Origin of the sequence: Bacteroides sp. AM23-12 (assembly GCF_003434395.1) — a bacterium.
GTDB classification, from domain to species: Bacteria; Bacteroidota; Bacteroidia; order Bacteroidales; family Bacteroidaceae; genus Bacteroides; species Bacteroides thetaiotaomicron.
The window spans coordinates 52055-68104 of sequence record NZ_QTLF01000025.1 but is presented as its reverse complement, the minus strand read 5'-3'; the positions used below and the strand labels follow the sequence as shown (position 1 = coordinate 68104).

The window sequence follows — 16050 nt, the reverse complement described above, 5'->3', positions numbered from 1 at the left end:
GACCAGGCTGCTGCCGATGCTGCTACAGCGAAAGCGCTGGCAGAAGAAGCGAAAGCTGCCGCTGCGCAAGCAAAAGCAGATGCGATAGCGGAAGCCGCAACACAGGTTGAAGCATTGAGAAATTCAATGCAGGCTGCTATTGACAACAAACTGGATGTGACAGTACACGAAGCTGCTGTAAAAGCACTCGGTGCTCAGATTGAAGGTATCGAAACAGGTTTGAGCAATCTTGCCAACGGAGCAGTGAAAGAAAATACCGAAGCGATCAAAAATGCTCAGGATGCTATCGAAACGTTGATTACAGCAGATAAAGACTTGCAGACTCAGCTCGACGCTTTGAAACTTTATGCAGAAGGTGTAAAAGATATAGCTGACGCTAACAAGGAAGATATCGCGGCAGCGCAGAAAGCTATCGAAGCTGCACAGGATGAGATTAAGAAACTTTGGGATGAAATCAACGGTGAAGGCGGTCTGAAAGCTTTGATCGGTGAGAATAAATCTGCCATTGAAGCGCTGAAGAACTCTACAGCTCAGGATATTGCTGACCTCGAAGATAAGATCAACGATGAGCTGGATGCTATCAAATCGGATATCTCAGATATTCAGGGGGACATCAGAACCATCAACAGCCAGATTATTACTATCAACGCTGACTTGGTGAGCCTGCACACTTTGATGACTTGCCGTCTGACAAGCATCACGTTTGCTCCCGACTATATCGTAGACGGTGTGGAAGCGATCAAGTTCAACTCATTGAAATATGCTCCGATGGGAAGCGGTGAAAATGCTGCTATTCCTACGAATTATAGTATTTCTACAGCTGCTTTGGCAACTGCAAGCTACCACTTCAACCCGGCTAGCTTCAAGTTGGGCAATGCTGACTATAGCTACTTGGATCGTAGCGCTACAGTGATCAACACTCGCGCGGCTGCCAGCCAGTGGGTTCAGATCAGCGGTACTCCGGTTGCTAACGCTGCAACAGGAACAGTGGACTTCAAACTGCTTCGTCTTAACGTCCATTCTACTCAGCCGGCAGAAGATAAAGTAAACATGGTTGCTTTGCAGGCTACTCTGAAGGGTGATGCTGTAGACAAAGACGAGACTAACGTAGTGGTTACTTCTCCGTATGTATCTATCTATGATGACGTACTGGCTGCACCGGACGTTCGCATCTCTGACAAAGCTACTTTAGTTTCAGGTGCTGACGGTGCTCATTATGCAACTACTTTCACTGCTTGTAAGTCAGAAGCTGTTCGCTATACAACTCCTTACGATCAAGTATTCAACCTGAAAGACCTGGTGGCTACTTGCTTCGGTAACGGTAATCACAAAGAATTCCCGATCGAAGACTATAAGTTGTCATATAAGTTCTCTGTAGCTTCTTCTGATTACAACATCACTGAAGGTGAAACTTCAACCAACCAGCAGAAATGGGTGGTATGTAACGACGCTGCGGCAGGTTTGTACCAGGCAGAAGGCTTTAATAAAGAAGCGATCGGTCGTACTCCTATCCTGAAAGTGGAATTGGTAGACGAAGCAGGCAATGTAGTACGTCGCGGATTCGTGAAGATCGAATTTGGTGTGACGAAGCAAGATGACCTCGTAGTAGGTGACAAGGCTTATGACTTGGTAGCTAAATGTACTGAAACAGCTGCTGAATACACTATCACAGAGCAATTCATCCGTGAAAATGTTTACCGCGTTATTACTAACGGTAAGGAAACAAGCATGAGCCACGAAGAATTCTGGAACTTGTATGATGCTTCCGGTGCTGTTGCTGTAGTGAAGAAGAACAACCTGTCACACACTATGACTCTGCCGAGAATCGTTGACGGTGATACTTCAGTAGGTACTGCTACGAAGAAGATCGTATGGTCATTTAATCATGGTGAACTGGGTAAGATCGGTGCCGGTGGTTCTCAATTTGTTGCAACTGTAACAGTGAAGAACAAACTGACTTCTTCTGAATATCCTGCAAGCATCACATTCAAGTTCACAGTAAACGTGAAGTTGCCTGAACTTACTTTGGATGCTACTGAAAATGATATTTACTGGACGAAAGATGGTGATGAGTACAAGTACTTCAATGTAAATGTGAGTGTACCTAACTCAGTTGCTTCTCCTGCAAGTGATTGTCAGTTCAGAAGAGCATTGACAGAAGCTTACTCTGCTTACACTGTGAAAGGACTTCCGGGTTGCGAATCTGCTCGTTACAAAGTAATCAAGACTTACTCTAACGGTAACTTGACTTCTCCTGTAATGTCTGGTGTTCAGATCGACGGTAACTATATCACCCTGGATAAGAGCAATGCTGCTGTGAAGGCTGCGTTGAACAGCGCAAACGGTCTGCAAGCTGTCGTTGCACACATCTACACGATGAGCAATGGCGACGAAGTGACTGTTAACGAATTTATGGTTGACTTTATCCGTCCTGTTAACTTGAACATGCCGAGCGGTATTGCAGTAATAGACGCTAAGACTGGTGGTGATGTTGCTGACTTCCAATGGAATGGTCTGTTGACTGACTGGAGAAACGAAGCAATTGTAAAAGATAGCTGGTCATGGGTTGAAAATGTTCATTCTTACTGGAAGAGAGTTTGTACTCCTGAATTCGAATATGTTCAAGGTCACGAAGAAATGGTTACACCGGCTCAGTTGGATGTAGAATATGGTACGATTAAGTTTACTACCACTACTGTGACTACTATGTATACAGGTAAGGCTACTTATAGATACTATAACAGATTGGGTGGATCTACTAAGAAGACTTACACAACTGAAGAGTTCTTGACTCAGGCAGAAGTTGACGCTTCTCTTGAAGCACAGAAATTAGCTGGATGGCCGTTGATATATCCACATGTTGAATTAGATGGCGATATTATATATACGGAAGTTTCTAAACCTGCAAGCACTACTATTGAGTACGACTATGTGAAGAGTATCAACTACGTACCGGCAGTTTACAAGTGGGTTGAAGGTAACTGGACAATGGTTCCTCACAAACACACTGAAAAGCCTGCATTCGAAGGAACATCTTACGGACAGATCTCAGGATGTTGGGAATGGACGAAGAAAGAGTGGGGCAGACCGGATTGGAATCCTGGACAATACTGGTTCTTCTATGGTCCGTTCGGCGATGTAACACTGGATTTGAACAAAGTAACTACAAGCTTGGAATACAACGGTAACAAGTTGCCTGATGGCGCTACTTTGGTTCAGACTGGTAACACTGTGAAGTATGTGAATGTTAGCTCACCGGTTGGATATACTTATCAGATATTCATTCCTGCTACAGTAAATTACGGCTGGGGAACTACTTCTTCTACATTGACTATTACAGTTAATCCGAATAACTAAGAATCGCAAATGTCAATGAATTCTTAGACATTCAACAACAAAAGGGTGCTCTAATCAGAAAAGGGCACCCTTTTCACCATAACAAGTACATTCTGCATACTCTGTGATAAGACATAAAATATATAAAATTATGAGAATAAGAAATTTATTAATAGCCATACTTACTGTCGGCAGCACAGTAGCATTCGCTCAGGAACAGCGACAAATCAAGGAAGAAGGCAAGACTGTGTTCAAACCTCATTGGTTTATGCAAGTACAGGCAGGAGCTGCTCACACAGTAGGCGAAGCCGATTTTACCGATCTGATCTCTCCGGCAGCAGCTGTCAATGTAGGGTATAAGTTTGCACCCGCATTTGGAGCCCGTTTAGGCGTAAGCGGTTGGCAGGCAAAGGCAGGATGGGTCACTCCTTCTCAAACCTATCAGTACAAATATCTGCAAGGCAATCTGGACCTTATGGCAGACCTCAGTACTTTATTTTGTGGTTTTAATCCGAAACGTGTATTCAATGGATATATTTTTGGCGGCGTAGGATTGAATCATGCTTTCGACAACGACGAAGCAAACGCACTGGACACAAGATCTCACGAACTGGAGTATCTGTGGCAAGACAAACAAAACCTTGTAGCCGGACGTATGGGACTGGGATGTGATCTGCGCCTCAATGACCGGCTGGCTATCAATATTGAAGGAAACGCAAATGTACTGTCCGACAAATTCAACTCGAAAAAGGCAGGCAACTGTGACTGGCAATTTAACGTATTAGTGGGCCTGAACATCAAATTAGGAAAAAGCTATAAGAAAACAGCTCCGGTATATTATGAACCGGAACCAATAGTAGAACAACCTAAACCACAACCTGTCGTGAAACAGCCCGAACCGGAACCTGTGGCAGTGGTAGTGGAACCTATGAAACAGAATATATTCTTTGCTCTGAACTCCGCACTTCTCCAGAAAGACCAGCAATCGAAGATCGATGCAATGGTGGCATACATGGAAAAGTATCCGGCAAGCAAAGTTGCCATAACCGGATATGCCGACAAAGAAACCGGTAATCCGAGAATCAATATGACTTTATCAGAAAAACGTGCGAAGATTGTTGCCGATGCCTTGAAAGACAAAGGAATAGCGCCGGACAGAATCGTTACGGATTTTAAAGGAGATACAGTACAGCCTTTCCGGGTGCCTGAAGAAAACCGGGTAAGTGTCTGTATTGCAGAATAATATTTTCCCACTTCTCATGCGGGTATATACCCCATTCCTCTATTCTATTAATAAAAGTATGAGGGACCTGCATGGGAGGTAAAAGAGGAAGCCCGTGCTTGTGAAAGCCCGGACTTCTGCAATGAACCCTTTCTTCACTTGTTAGTGAAGATAACCCCACAGGGAACAGATGGAAAGCAATGCTTGTGAAAGTCTTCTTTCCCGATATCTGTTCCTTACAGAGGATGCCCCTCACATTTTTCCCACGGGCATCCTCTTTTTTTATATATAGACTGATTTTATTATAAAGTCTGATTGTTTTGTTTATAGAGAACAAAATACGAGTGATTTGGTTCGTTATCAACCGGCATTCCGATTTAAATCGTATATTTGCGTCTGTAATCAGATTGGGTCCATGAACGAAAATGTCCTCACTAAACTAAAGATACTTGCAGAATCGGCCAAGTACGATGTATCCTGTGCATCCAGCGGTACAGTGCGCTCCAACAAACCGGGCATGCTGGGCAATACCGTAGGTGGTTGGGGAATCTGTCACAGCTTTGCCGAAGACGGACGGTGCATCTCCTTGCTCAAAGTCATGCTGACCAATTATTGTATTTACGACTGTGCCTACTGTATCAACCGGCGCAGTAATGATCTGCCTCGCGCCACGTTATCCGTCTCCGAACTAGTAGAGCTGACGATTGAATTCTACCGGCGCAATTATATCGAAGGCTTGTTTCTTAGTTCCGGTGTGGTCCGTAGTCCGGATTATACAATGGAGCGGCTTGTGCGTGTGGCGAAAGACTTGCGTCAGGTGCATCGCTTTAACGGATATATTCATCTGAAAAGCATCCCCGGAGCAAGCCGGGAACTGGTGAATGAAGCCGGGCTGTATGCCGACCGCCTTAGTGTCAACGTAGAAATCCCGAAAGAAGAGAACCTCAAACTGCTGGCTCCCGAAAAAGATCATAAGAGCGTTTTCGCTCCGATGAAGTATATCCAACAAGGTGTGCTGGAAAGTAAGGAAGAACGGCAGAAGTTCCGTCATGCTCCCCGTTTTGCGCCTGCGGGACAGAGCACGCAGATGATTGTAGGGGCTACCTCCGAGTCGGATAAAGATATCCTTTACCTTTCGTCGGCACTCTATGGACGACCGACGATGAAGCGTGTTTATTATTCCGGATACGTCTCCGTGAATACGTACGATACACGTCTGCCTGCACTGAAACAACCGCCTTTGGTACGTGAGAACCGTCTTTATCAGGCGGACTGGCTGCTACGTTTCTATCAGTTTAAAGTGGATGAAATCGTAGATGACGCATATCCTGATCTAGATCTGGAGATAGACCCGAAGCTCTCATGGGCTTTGCGTCATCCGGAACAGTTTCCTGTCGATATCAATAAGGCGGATTATGAGATGTTGCTTCGTGTGCCGGGCATCGGGGTGAAGTCGGCTAAGTTGATTGTGGCATCCCGTCGTTTTTCCCGTCTGGGTTTTTATGAATTGAAGAAGATAGGCGTAGTGATGAAAAAAGCGCAGTACTTCATTACATGCAGGGAATTGCCTTTGCAGATGCAGACGGTGAATGAGCTTTCTCCGCAGCGGGTACGCAGTCTGCTGCTTCCGAAGCCTAAGAAGAAGGTGGACGACCGCCAGTTGATACTGGATTTTGGGGAATAAATGGAGTTTCAGATGTTGTAAACCGCAAGATAATGAACGTCTATATCTACGATAAAACTTTTGATGGTCTGCTGACTGCTGTCTTCGACGCTTATTTTCGTAAGACCTTTCCCGATTTCCTGTTGTCGGAAGGGGATGCTTTGCCTTTGTTTTATGATGAATTGCATACGGTGGTCACCGATGAAGAGAAAGCCGCCCGCGTGTGGCGTGGCTTGCAGAAGAAAGTCTCTTCTTCCGCGCTTGGCTGCCTCACCCAGTGTTGGTTGTCGGAATTGCCGGATATAGGGATGGTTATCTTTCGATATATTCGTAAGGCGATCGACGCTCCCCGTTCTATCGAGACTAACTTCGGCGATCCGGATGTGCTTCTGCTTGCCCAGATATGGAAGAAGGTGGATGGTGAACGGATGCATCTGATGCAGTTCGTGCGTTTTCAGAAAGCGGCGGACGGTACTTTCTTTGCTGCCTTCGAACCGCAGTATAATGCTTTGCCGCTTACTGTCCAACATTTCAAAGATCGTTTTGCCGATCAGAAGTGGATTATCTATGATATGAAGCGGCGTTATGGCTTTTACTATGATTTGCAGGAAGTGACTACGATCTCTTTTGATGACGACAGCCGGGAAGCTCATCTGATTACGGGTATGCTGGACGAGAGCTTGATGGATGAAAATGAGAAGATATTTCAGAAGCTCTGGAAAACGTATTTCAAGGCTATCTGCATTAAAGAACGCATGAATCCGAGGAAGCATAGAAAGGATATGCCTGTCCGCTACTGGAAGTATCTGACGGAGAAGCAGAAATAGGCTTATTCTATCCGCTGCACCGTCACATCCGGAAATTTCTGCATCAACGAAAGTAAATGTCCCTCATCATTGTTCCGTTTCGATTTGATGACCATTGTGACTTGATAAGCTTCCATTTCACCCGAATGCTGTGTTTCCATTTCGTAAGAGACAATCATATAATCTTTTGAATTAAATCTGTCCGCTATCTGTTTCAAAGTATCTTTGTTGTTAGTAGAGAAGGAGATCATCGAACTTTTCATGCCTACACTCTTGAAGATGTAACTGAGTAGTTCCAGGCCGATCAGAGTCAGTACGGTAGTGGCTATGCCGATGGTGTACATTCCCGCGCCGACTGCCAGACCGATGCCGGCTGTAGCCCATATGCCGGCGGCTGTGGTCAGTCCACGGACGATTTGTTTCTGTAGGATAATGGTTCCTGCACCGATGAATCCGATGCCGCTGACTACTTGTGCCGCTACACGGCTGGGGTCGAGCGTCACACTGTTTTCTTTGATGATCTCTTGAAATCCGTATTGCGAAACAATCATGATCAGGGCACTTCCCAATGATACGAGGAAGTGAGTGCGGTATCCGGCTTCTTTGGCGCGATATTCACGGTCCAGTCCAATGATGGCTCCCAGTATTCCTGCCACCAGTAATCTTAACATAAAATCAACGTTCAACATCATAGGTTCGGTCTCCTTTCTTTTCTTTGTTTGTTTCTTTAAAAACGGTTAGTCCTATAAATATACAATTCTTTTCTCTTTTTGTGCTATTAATTTAGTAATATTTGAACGTAGCATCTGCATTTTATCGTATATTCGCAAACAAAACCATGCATTGCGCCAAAGATTGAATAAGAAATGAAGAAAAGGATATTTTACATCATTAGTTTTTTGGTAATATTTTGTATAGAGGTATTCATAGCGTTGTATATACGTGATAGTTTCATACGTCCTTATATGGGAGATGCTTTGGTCGTGGTGCTGGTATATAGTTTCGTACGTATATTTATCCCGACAGGGGTTCCCCGTCTGCCGTTTTACGTTTTCCTGTTCGCTTGTTTTGTCGAAGTACTGCAATATTTTCAGTTAGTGGAAACTTTGGGAATCACCAACCGTGCATTAAGAATCATTCTGGGTTCCACTTTCGATTGGAAAGATATTGTCTGCTATGGAGCAGGATGTATCTTTATCTTTCTGTTTGAGCAAATATTCAGACGACGTTAATTGGAATAACTGATTCTCTTGTTTGGCGATTGCTTATTGTACGCTCTCTTTATTTTCGTTTTCTGAAGTCGGATTCAGATCGTGTCCGCAATACTTGCAGAACTGCGCATTGTCTTCATGCCCTGACCGATGGCAGTTCGGACATTCTTTGTCTCTTCTCCGTTTATATTCCTTCATCATGGAGGCGGACACAATGCCGGTAGGTACCGCAATGATAGTGTAACCGATCAGCATGACGCAAGCCGAAAGAAATTTTCCCAGTCCGGTGACAGGAGTTATATCTCCGTATCCTACGGTGGTCATTGTGACAATAGCCCAGTAGATACTGTTCGGAATGTTATTGAATTGAGAATTGGGCAAAGTTCCTTCGATCATGTACATTAACGTTCCGATGGAAGTAACCAGAATCACAACAAACAGAAAGAAGACCGCAATCTTTTTACTACTTTCCCGAAGTGCGGTGAGCAGTCGTTCGCCTTCATTCAAGAAATTGAATAGCTTAAAGACACGGAATACCCGTATCAATCGAAATGCACGGATGATAAGCAGATAGCGCGCTCCCGGAAAGATCAAACCGATGTAAAGCGGCAAGGTAGCCAACAGGTCAACAATGCCAAAGAAACTGAATATGTATTTCTTCGGGCGGGGAGAGCAATATATTCGTGTCAGATATTCAAAAGTAAAGAAAGCAGTGAAAAGGTACTCCATTACGACAAATGGGGTAGTCAGATAGGAGGGGAGCCCTTTCAGGCTTTCTATAATGACTAATAATACACTGGCAAGGATACAGCCGATAAGAACCACATCAAACAGTTTTCCCGAAGGAGTGTCTGACTCGAAGATGATGACGTACAGCTTATGTTTCAGCTTTTGGTCATTCATAAAATAATGGATTCTTTCTTTTAGTTTCATGAGAATAATCAGTTAACAGGCCAATATCCCAATAACCTGTATTTTACCTATTACTTATTACCTGCTACTTATTACCTATTACATTAATCTATTACCCAATGCTTGTTATATGCAACCGTCTTCTTTGGATCATAGTACATTCCCTCTTGTGTAGGTATCTGGAGAACGTATGTTTTTCCGGTCCTGTTTTTTAGGCTTTGTTCGCGTAGCCAAGGATTCGCGTCCCGAAGTTGGGCGTATGTGATTCCCTGCTGTTTGGCAAAATCGCTTAAGTTGGCAATGGGGGTAGTGACCGTTATCTCTTTGTAGGGGATAGGCGGGTACAAGTGTTCCTTTTTCAGCAGGAATCCATATCGCTGAGGATTCTTGAATATTTCTTTGACTGCCAGCAGGCGGAACATATAGCGGGAAGTCTCTTCTACCAGCCATAAGTCCATTGCGTGGCTGGCAAGTTGCTGGTCTAGTTGAGAGGAAATTCGTCCTTGTCCGGCATTATAGGCGGCAGATACAGCCATCCAGTCACCGTATTTGGCATAAGCCTGCTTGAAATATTTGCAGGCGGCTACCGTTGCCTTTTCGATGTGATAACGTTCGTCTACGTTCTCATTTACTTCGAGTCCGAATTCGCGTCCGGTAGCAGGCATGAATTGCCATAATCCGGCTGCACCGGCCGGAGAGCGGGCTATGTTGTTGAGATTACTTTCGATGACCATCAGATATTTGAAATCGTCGGGGATACCGTTCGCTTTCAGAATCGGTTCTATAATCGGGAAGTAACGGTTGGCACGCTTGATGAGTAACATGGTGGTGGAGTGCATATAGGTGAACGCCATCATCTCCCGGTCCATCCGTTCGCGGCGGTCGTAACGGCGGAGGTCGATTGTCTCTCCGTCAAAAGTCACCTGCTCGGGGACAGTAGGTGAGGTGACGCAATAAGGCACTTCCGATTTGGCGGAATGCTGTTCGTCTACATGACTGCTACCGATCAGAATAGGCAGGGTAGCTCCGATACAGAACACTAATATAAAGGTTAGAATGTAATTGATCTTGGTAAATTTCTTCATTTTCTGTTTTCTTTTAGTCATTTGATTGGTTCTTATTCCAATATCTGGCAACCACGGCAGTAATAGATGCTACCGCCAAGATAATTCTCCTTGACAATGGTTTCTCCGCAACGGGGACAGGCTTTGCCTGCCGTGTCTTTAGAGAGGCAAGCTGTATACTTGCCATTTTCTCCAAACAGGTCCGATTCAGTGTTTCGTCCACCCTGCAGGTAGATATCGTTCATGGTCTCCTTTACTTGATAGAACAAATTTTCTTTTTCTTTGTCCGTTAATGCTGCTATTTTTTTCTTTGGATGGATGTGGGCATGATACAGAATGTCCTGTAATACACCGTTTCCCAGTCCCGGAACAGTCTGTTCAGTAGCCAGAAAGGCTTTGGCGGATTTCTTCTGCGCACTTTCATCATTAATCAGTCCGAGGAAATATTTTTTGCTGAAAGCGTCCGACATGACCTGCGGCTTGCTTTTCGCTGTCCGGTAATATTCGGAAAGTACGCCGTTGGCGGCGTCCTTGCTGTAACACATGATTCCTCCATACATGCGCACGGAAGCGATAAGGCAGCTTTCGTCTTCAAAGCCGATCAGGAGTTGATGTTTGGCAGGCAGTTTCGTTCCCGGTGCGTAATACCGGAGATTTACTCCGTCCGTAAGTATCAGCATTTTGTCGCCTATTGTCATCTCTACCATGCCTCCTTGTGAACGTGCGTGGTCTATTGACTTTCCGGTCAGCCATTCGGCATACTCGTCGGGACTTCCGGAAAACCAAGCGAATTTGTGAGGAGTGAACAGGGTGAATACATTTGTGATTCGTTTTCCCTTGACAGTCTTGTTCAGTTGCTCGCATAGATAGAGCGCTTCGGGTGCCTCAATCATGTTCTTTCTTTTTTATGGTTCTATAAATGTTCTCTTGCAAAGATAATGCTTATTAATCAGAATAGCCCTAATTCGGCAGAACAAAATAGATCCGTTTACCGGAGTGTCATTTTCTTCTGAGATGTTGAGAGACGTTATCCGGCATGCTAATACTGCGCCTTGCTTTTACACACTTGTGCCAACAGATTGTCACAGTTGTGCCAAAGGCTTGGCACGGCTGTGCCACCGCATTGGCACAACTGTGCCACAGTGTTGGCACAAGCATACCTCCGTAGGGGGCAGAGTTTATCAATATATATAACAACTGCAATGAAATAGTTTATTTTACTTTTTTCAAAGAACCTTTTCTGCTTTTGATACGTTTCTCTAGTATAGTTAAAAAAACGAAGAATCAAGATGAATATAGCAATGACCGGAGCCACCGGATATATAGGCAAACATCTTTCTAACTATCTGACCGAAAAGGGTGGACATCGGATCATTCCTTTGGGAAGAGCGATGTTTCGGGAAGGTATGTCCGGACTTTTGGTTCAGACGCTGACGCATTGCGATGTCATTATAAATTTGGCAGGCGCTCCTATCAATCAGCGCTGGACGCCGGAACATAAACAAGAGCTTTTCAATAGCCGGATAACAGTAACACACCGCATTATCCGTGCCTTGAATGCAGTCAAAACCAAACCGAAACTTATGATTTCGGCCTCTGCTGTAGGATATTACCCCTCTTTGGTGGAATCGGACGAGTATACACAGACTCGTGGCGATGGTTTTCTGTCCGATCTTTGTTATGCGTGGGAGAAGGAAGCGAAGCGTTGTCCGCAACCGACCAGGCTTGTCATTACCCGTTTCGGTGTAGTGCTTTCTCCCGATGGGGGAGCGATGCAACAGATGCTTCGCCCGCTACGCGCAACAAAGGTTGCCGCCGTCATAGGGCCGGGTACGCAACCTTTTCCGTGGATAGATATTCGTGACCTTTGTCGTGCCATGGCCTTCTTTATTGAAAATGAAGAGTTGAGAGGTGTTTTCAATTTGGTTGCTCCTCAAGCAGTTTCACAGTCCACGTTTACACGTGCGATGGGAAAGGCGTATCATGCGTGGACAACTTTGATTGTTCCGCAAACGGTCTTTCGTTTGCTCTACGGTGAAGCCGCCTCTTTTCTGACAGCCGGACAGAGTGTGCGTCCTACACGTTTGCTGGAAGCCGGATTCCATTTTTCCGTTCCTACCATAGAGAAGTTGTTTGAGGAGACAGATCACAGTACGGTAGATCGGCTTGATCTGAAACGCTATATGGGGCTTTGGTACGAGATAGCCCGTTATGATCATCGTTTCGAACGTGGGCTTATGGAAGTGACCGCTACTTATACCCTCCGTTCCGATGGAACAATTCGTGTTGAGAATCGGGGATATAAACGCAATTCCCCTTACGATATTTGTAAAACAGCCACTGGACACGCCAAGATTCCCGACCCTGCACAGCCCGGTAAACTGAAAGTCTCTTTTTTCTTGAATTTCTATTCCGATTATTATGTGATGGAATTGGATCAGGAGAATTACAATTATGCTCTTATAGGCAGCAGTACCGATAAATATCTCTGGATATTGAGTCGGACGCCCCAACTGCCGGAAGATATAAAAAAGAAATTAGTAACTGCCGCCGAACGTCGTGGCTATGATACGAATCGGCTACAATGGATTGAACAACTTTAAAATAAACATTATGGATTACAAAATTACTCATCAGCCCGAACAGAAACTATTCAAGACGGAAGTCGACGGTCGTACCGCATTTGTAGAATATCGCCTGTTAGGTGATTATCTTGATATTATTCACACGATTGTCCCTAAACCGATAGAAGGACGCGGAATTGCTGCCGCACTGGTGAAAGCTGCTTACGACTTTGCACTCGCCAACGGGATGAAACCGAAAGCTACCTGCTCCTATGCAGTGAGGTGGCTTGAACGCCATCCGGAAATGAATGCGGATAGTTGAATAAATAGGGGCTGACCTAAAAGCACGAAAAGTCATTTTCTCTTTGCTGTAATGGATATTTGTGACAAAGATACGTTTGGAAGAAGAATTTTCGGGTCAGTCCCTTTTTAGCCTATTGTTTCCATCTCTTTAGTTGAGGGAAGAACTCTTTCATCGTTGCCCGCGCCTCTTCTATAGTGTACTTTACTTCCGAATCCTTATTAAACTCCTCAAGGTAGTTCAGGTTGAGCTCAATCATTTCATCCATTGTGCATTCTTTGGTAAAATGCCCGTCTGCATAGCAATACTGGCAATACTCTTCATTCTTGCTGCCGTCTGCTTCTGTTCCGAATGTCGTTTCATCAATTGGCATAGCACAACACTGACAAATTTTCTGTTCCATTTTTTATTGATTTTAAGTGAGTAAAAGCATGATAAATAATTCTCTTTTATCTGTTTACAAATATAGTTACTTTCAATAAGTTCTCAGTTATCCGATCTTGCTATTTTGTTTTCACCGGCAAACGTTTCCATATCCATCGGGGAATCATTCGCCAGAAGAATACGAGAATACGATAACGTCCGTCAATGATAGCTACCCGCTGTTTCCGATGAAGTGCGCGTACAATGTCGCGGCCTACCTGGTCGGTTTTCATCAGCATAGGATAATGCTTTCCGTCATTCAGCAAGTCAGTGGCTACAAATCCCGGACGAATATCGGTAAAGTGAATGTTTAACTTTTGCAGGTGGGCGAGTTGTTCAAGAGCATCGATGTATGTATTCTGAAAGCGCTTCGTTGCAGAATAGGCAGGGGCAACTCCCAGACCTTTAGTTCCGGCAATCGAACTGATGACAGCCAGGTGTCCGCCTCCATTGTTCTTAAAATAGGAAAAAGCGGTATCCACCATTCGTGTGAAACCTTCGACATTGGTACGTGCGGTATTCAGCTCGATTTCCATCTTCAAATCCATATTTTGGAAACCGATGCCGGAACTGAGCAGAAATAAATCCATACCGCCCAATTGATGGATAAGCGCATCCAGTTTTCCGGCACTGTCTTCCTGAGTGACGTCCAGTGATTGGATTTTTATCTGTTCCGGTGCGATTTGCCGGAAATCTTCGAGAGCTGACTGGCGTCTGCCCGCTATGCCGATCTGCCATCCTTCGGACAGGAGGCGTTGGGCAACTTCCTTTCCGATACCGGAGGTGGCGCCTATGATAATGGCTCGTTTCATCTTTTTGGAACAAAGATAGTCAAATCTTTCTATTTTGAAAGGGGAACTTTCCATTTTGAAAGCCATCCTTTTCGTTTTGACAGGAAACCTTTTCATTTTGGTAGGGTAGGAGTCTTCTCGTTTTTCAAAGCAGAAATAGTATGTTGCTGATAAATAGCAGCTTAAAAAGAATACGGCTGTTTTGGCATACTATTAGCTATGGGATTCGTGCAGAGTAATTCATGAGTTATGGAAGAGTATATATCAGACAATAGTGTGTATGCGCGTGCTAAAAGCAACAGCATGATCAATCCGAAAATGATAGGACGGGTGCTTGGGACGTTGCTTTTTATTGAGTTGGGAATGTTCCTTTTGTGTGCCGGTATTTCGTTGGGGTACGGAGAGGATGATTATAAGTATTTTCTTTATACGTGTGTGATTAATGCCGTAGCAGGAGGATTATTATTGCTTTACGGACGGGGAGCGGAGAATAAGATGAGCCGCCGGGACGGATATTGTGTCGTCACTCTTTCATGGATATTCTTTACCGTTTTCGGGATGCTTCCTTTTTATTTCAGCGGGAGCATTGATACCATCACCAATGCTTTCTTCGAAACGATGTCCGGATTCACTACCACAGGAGCTACGATACTCGATGATATCGAGTCCCTTTCACATGGGATGCTGTTTTGGCGAAGCCTGACGCAGTGGATTGGTGGACTGGGGATTGTCTTTTTTACGATTGCTATTCTCCCGATCTTTACCACAGGCGGCGTACAGCTCTTTTCTGCCGAGACTACCGGAGTGACTCATGACCGCACGCATCCCAAAATCAATGTAATGGCGAAATGGCTGTGGACTGTTTATCTGATATTGACCGTTTCGGAGACGATCCTGCTGATGTTTGGCGGAATGGATTTATTTGATGCCATTTGTCAATCATTTGCTACTACGGCGACAGGAGGATATTCTACCAAACAAAACAGTATTTCTTACTGGAATTCTCCGTATATCGAGTATGTTGTCGCTATCTTTATGATTATCTCCAGTATTAACTTTTCCTTATTCCTGATGTGTCTGAAAGGAAAAGTCGGCCGCTTGTTTAAAGATGAAGAAACGCATTGGTTTCTGGGCTCTGTCGGGATATTGACATTGCTTATCACTTTGGCACTCGTATTTCAGAACAACTATGGATGGGAGCTGGCTTTTCGTAAATCATTGTTTCAGGTAGCTACGGTGCATACATCCTGCGGCTTTGCGACGGATGACTATAATTTGTGGCCTCCTTTCACGTGGCTGTTGCTGTTTATAGCGATGCTTTCGGGAGGTTGTACGGGATCTACCAGCGGAGGTATCAAGAATATGCGGTTACTGATTGTGGCGCGGACCATCCGGAATGAATTCAAACATCTGCTTCATCCGAATGCGGTGCTTCCGGTACGGGTTAACAAACAAACCGTATCTTCTTCCATCGTAACGACTGTATTACTGTTCTTTGCTTTTTATCTGGTGATTATTCTGATCGGCTGGACGATTCTTTTATTTTTAGGAGTCGGTTTCTCCGAATCGGTCAGTACGGTAATCTCCAGTATCGGTAACGTGGGACCGGGTTTGGGTAGTTGCGGTCCCGCATACTCGTGGAATTCTTTGCCGGACTTGGCAAAATGGGTTCTTTCTTTTCTGATGTTGATAGGCAGACTGGAACTTTTCAGCGTTCTGTTACTCTTTTATCCGGGATTCTGGAAAAACCGTTAAGA

At 44.7% G+C, this 16050-nt stretch carries 14 protein-coding genes; 8 read left to right on the top strand and 6 right to left on the bottom strand.

All coding sequences use genetic code 11. The annotated features are described in order from the left end of the window. The 4 genes from DW640_RS17725 to DW640_RS17710 form a co-directional block, all read left to right on the top strand. On the top strand, positions 1-3357 hold a 3357-nt coding region (locus tag DW640_RS17725; RefSeq protein WP_117578779.1), incomplete at its 5' end, for a cell surface protein. 130 nt (positions 3358-3487) lie between these two features. Further along, positions 3488-4579 carry an OmpA family protein gene (locus DW640_RS17720; RefSeq protein WP_117578778.1) on the top strand — a complete coding sequence of 364 codons (1092 nt, stop codon included), beginning with the start codon at positions 3488-3490 and terminating at the stop codon, positions 4577-4579. Between the two features lie 394 nt (positions 4580-4973). Further along, positions 4974-6242, top strand: coding sequence for a putative DNA modification/repair radical SAM protein (locus DW640_RS17715; RefSeq protein WP_008764634.1), 1269 nt, complete (start codon positions 4974-4976; stop codon positions 6240-6242). A gap of 32 nt (positions 6243-6274) precedes the next feature. Then, positions 6275-7048 carry a TIGR03915 family putative DNA repair protein gene (locus tag DW640_RS17710; RefSeq protein WP_054958999.1) on the top strand — a complete coding sequence of 258 codons (774 nt, stop codon included), beginning with the start codon at positions 6275-6277 and terminating at the stop codon, positions 7046-7048. Between the two features lie 2 nt (positions 7049-7050). On the opposite strand, the gene DW640_RS17705 is transcribed toward DW640_RS17710, so the two are convergent. Further along, positions 7051-7719: an MgtC/SapB family protein gene (locus DW640_RS17705; RefSeq protein ID WP_008760140.1), complete on the bottom strand. Its 669-nt coding sequence runs from the start codon at positions 7717-7719 to the stop codon at positions 7051-7053. 174 nt (positions 7720-7893) lie between these two features. Between DW640_RS17705 and DW640_RS17700 the strand changes: the two genes are divergently transcribed. Then, on the top strand, positions 7894-8259 hold the full coding sequence (locus tag DW640_RS17700; protein WP_008760141.1) for a DUF2809 domain-containing protein: 366 nt from the start codon (positions 7894-7896) through the stop codon (positions 8257-8259). A 33-nt stretch (positions 8260-8292) separates the two neighbouring features. On the opposite strand, the gene DW640_RS17695 is transcribed toward DW640_RS17700, so the two are convergent. The 3 genes from DW640_RS17695 to DW640_RS17685 form a co-directional block, all read right to left on the bottom strand. Continuing rightward, on the bottom strand, positions 8293-9171 hold the full coding sequence (locus DW640_RS17695) for an ion transporter (protein ID WP_008760142.1): 879 nt from the start codon (positions 9169-9171) through the stop codon (positions 8293-8295). A gap of 83 nt (positions 9172-9254) precedes the next feature. Beyond that, positions 9255-10235, bottom strand: coding sequence for a lytic transglycosylase domain-containing protein (locus tag DW640_RS17690; RefSeq protein ID WP_008760143.1), 981 nt, complete (start codon positions 10233-10235; stop codon positions 9255-9257). A gap of 32 nt (positions 10236-10267) precedes the next feature. Beyond that, positions 10268-11107: an endonuclease VIII gene (locus DW640_RS17685; RefSeq protein ID WP_117578777.1), complete on the bottom strand. Its 840-nt coding sequence runs from the start codon at positions 11105-11107 to the stop codon at positions 10268-10270. A gap of 396 nt (positions 11108-11503) precedes the next feature. Here DW640_RS17685 and DW640_RS17680 point away from each other — a divergent pair, with 396 nt between their 5' ends. Continuing rightward, positions 11504-12817 (top strand): TIGR01777 family oxidoreductase, encoded by a 1314-nt coding sequence (locus DW640_RS17680; protein ID WP_008760145.1) that lies wholly within the window; start codon positions 11504-11506, stop codon positions 12815-12817. 10 nt (positions 12818-12827) lie between these two features. Further along, positions 12828-13100, top strand: coding sequence for a GNAT family N-acetyltransferase (locus DW640_RS17675; protein ID WP_008764645.1), 273 nt, complete (start codon positions 12828-12830; stop codon positions 13098-13100). Positions 13101-13212: 112 nt separating this feature from the next. On the opposite strand, the gene DW640_RS17670 is transcribed toward DW640_RS17675, so the two are convergent. Next, complete coding sequence (locus DW640_RS17670) at positions 13213-13482, bottom strand: zinc ribbon domain-containing protein (RefSeq protein WP_008760147.1); 270 nt, start codon at positions 13480-13482, stop codon at positions 13213-13215. Positions 13483-13582: 100 nt separating this feature from the next. Beyond that, positions 13583-14314: an SDR family oxidoreductase gene (locus DW640_RS17665; RefSeq protein WP_008760148.1), complete on the bottom strand. Its 732-nt coding sequence runs from the start codon at positions 14312-14314 to the stop codon at positions 13583-13585. A gap of 228 nt (positions 14315-14542) precedes the next feature. Between DW640_RS17665 and DW640_RS17660 the strand changes: the two genes are divergently transcribed. Then, entirely contained in the window at positions 14543-16048 is a 1506-nt protein-coding gene (locus DW640_RS17660; protein WP_008760149.1) for a TrkH family potassium uptake protein, read from the top strand. The last annotated feature ends 2 nt before the right edge of the window (positions 16049-16050 follow it).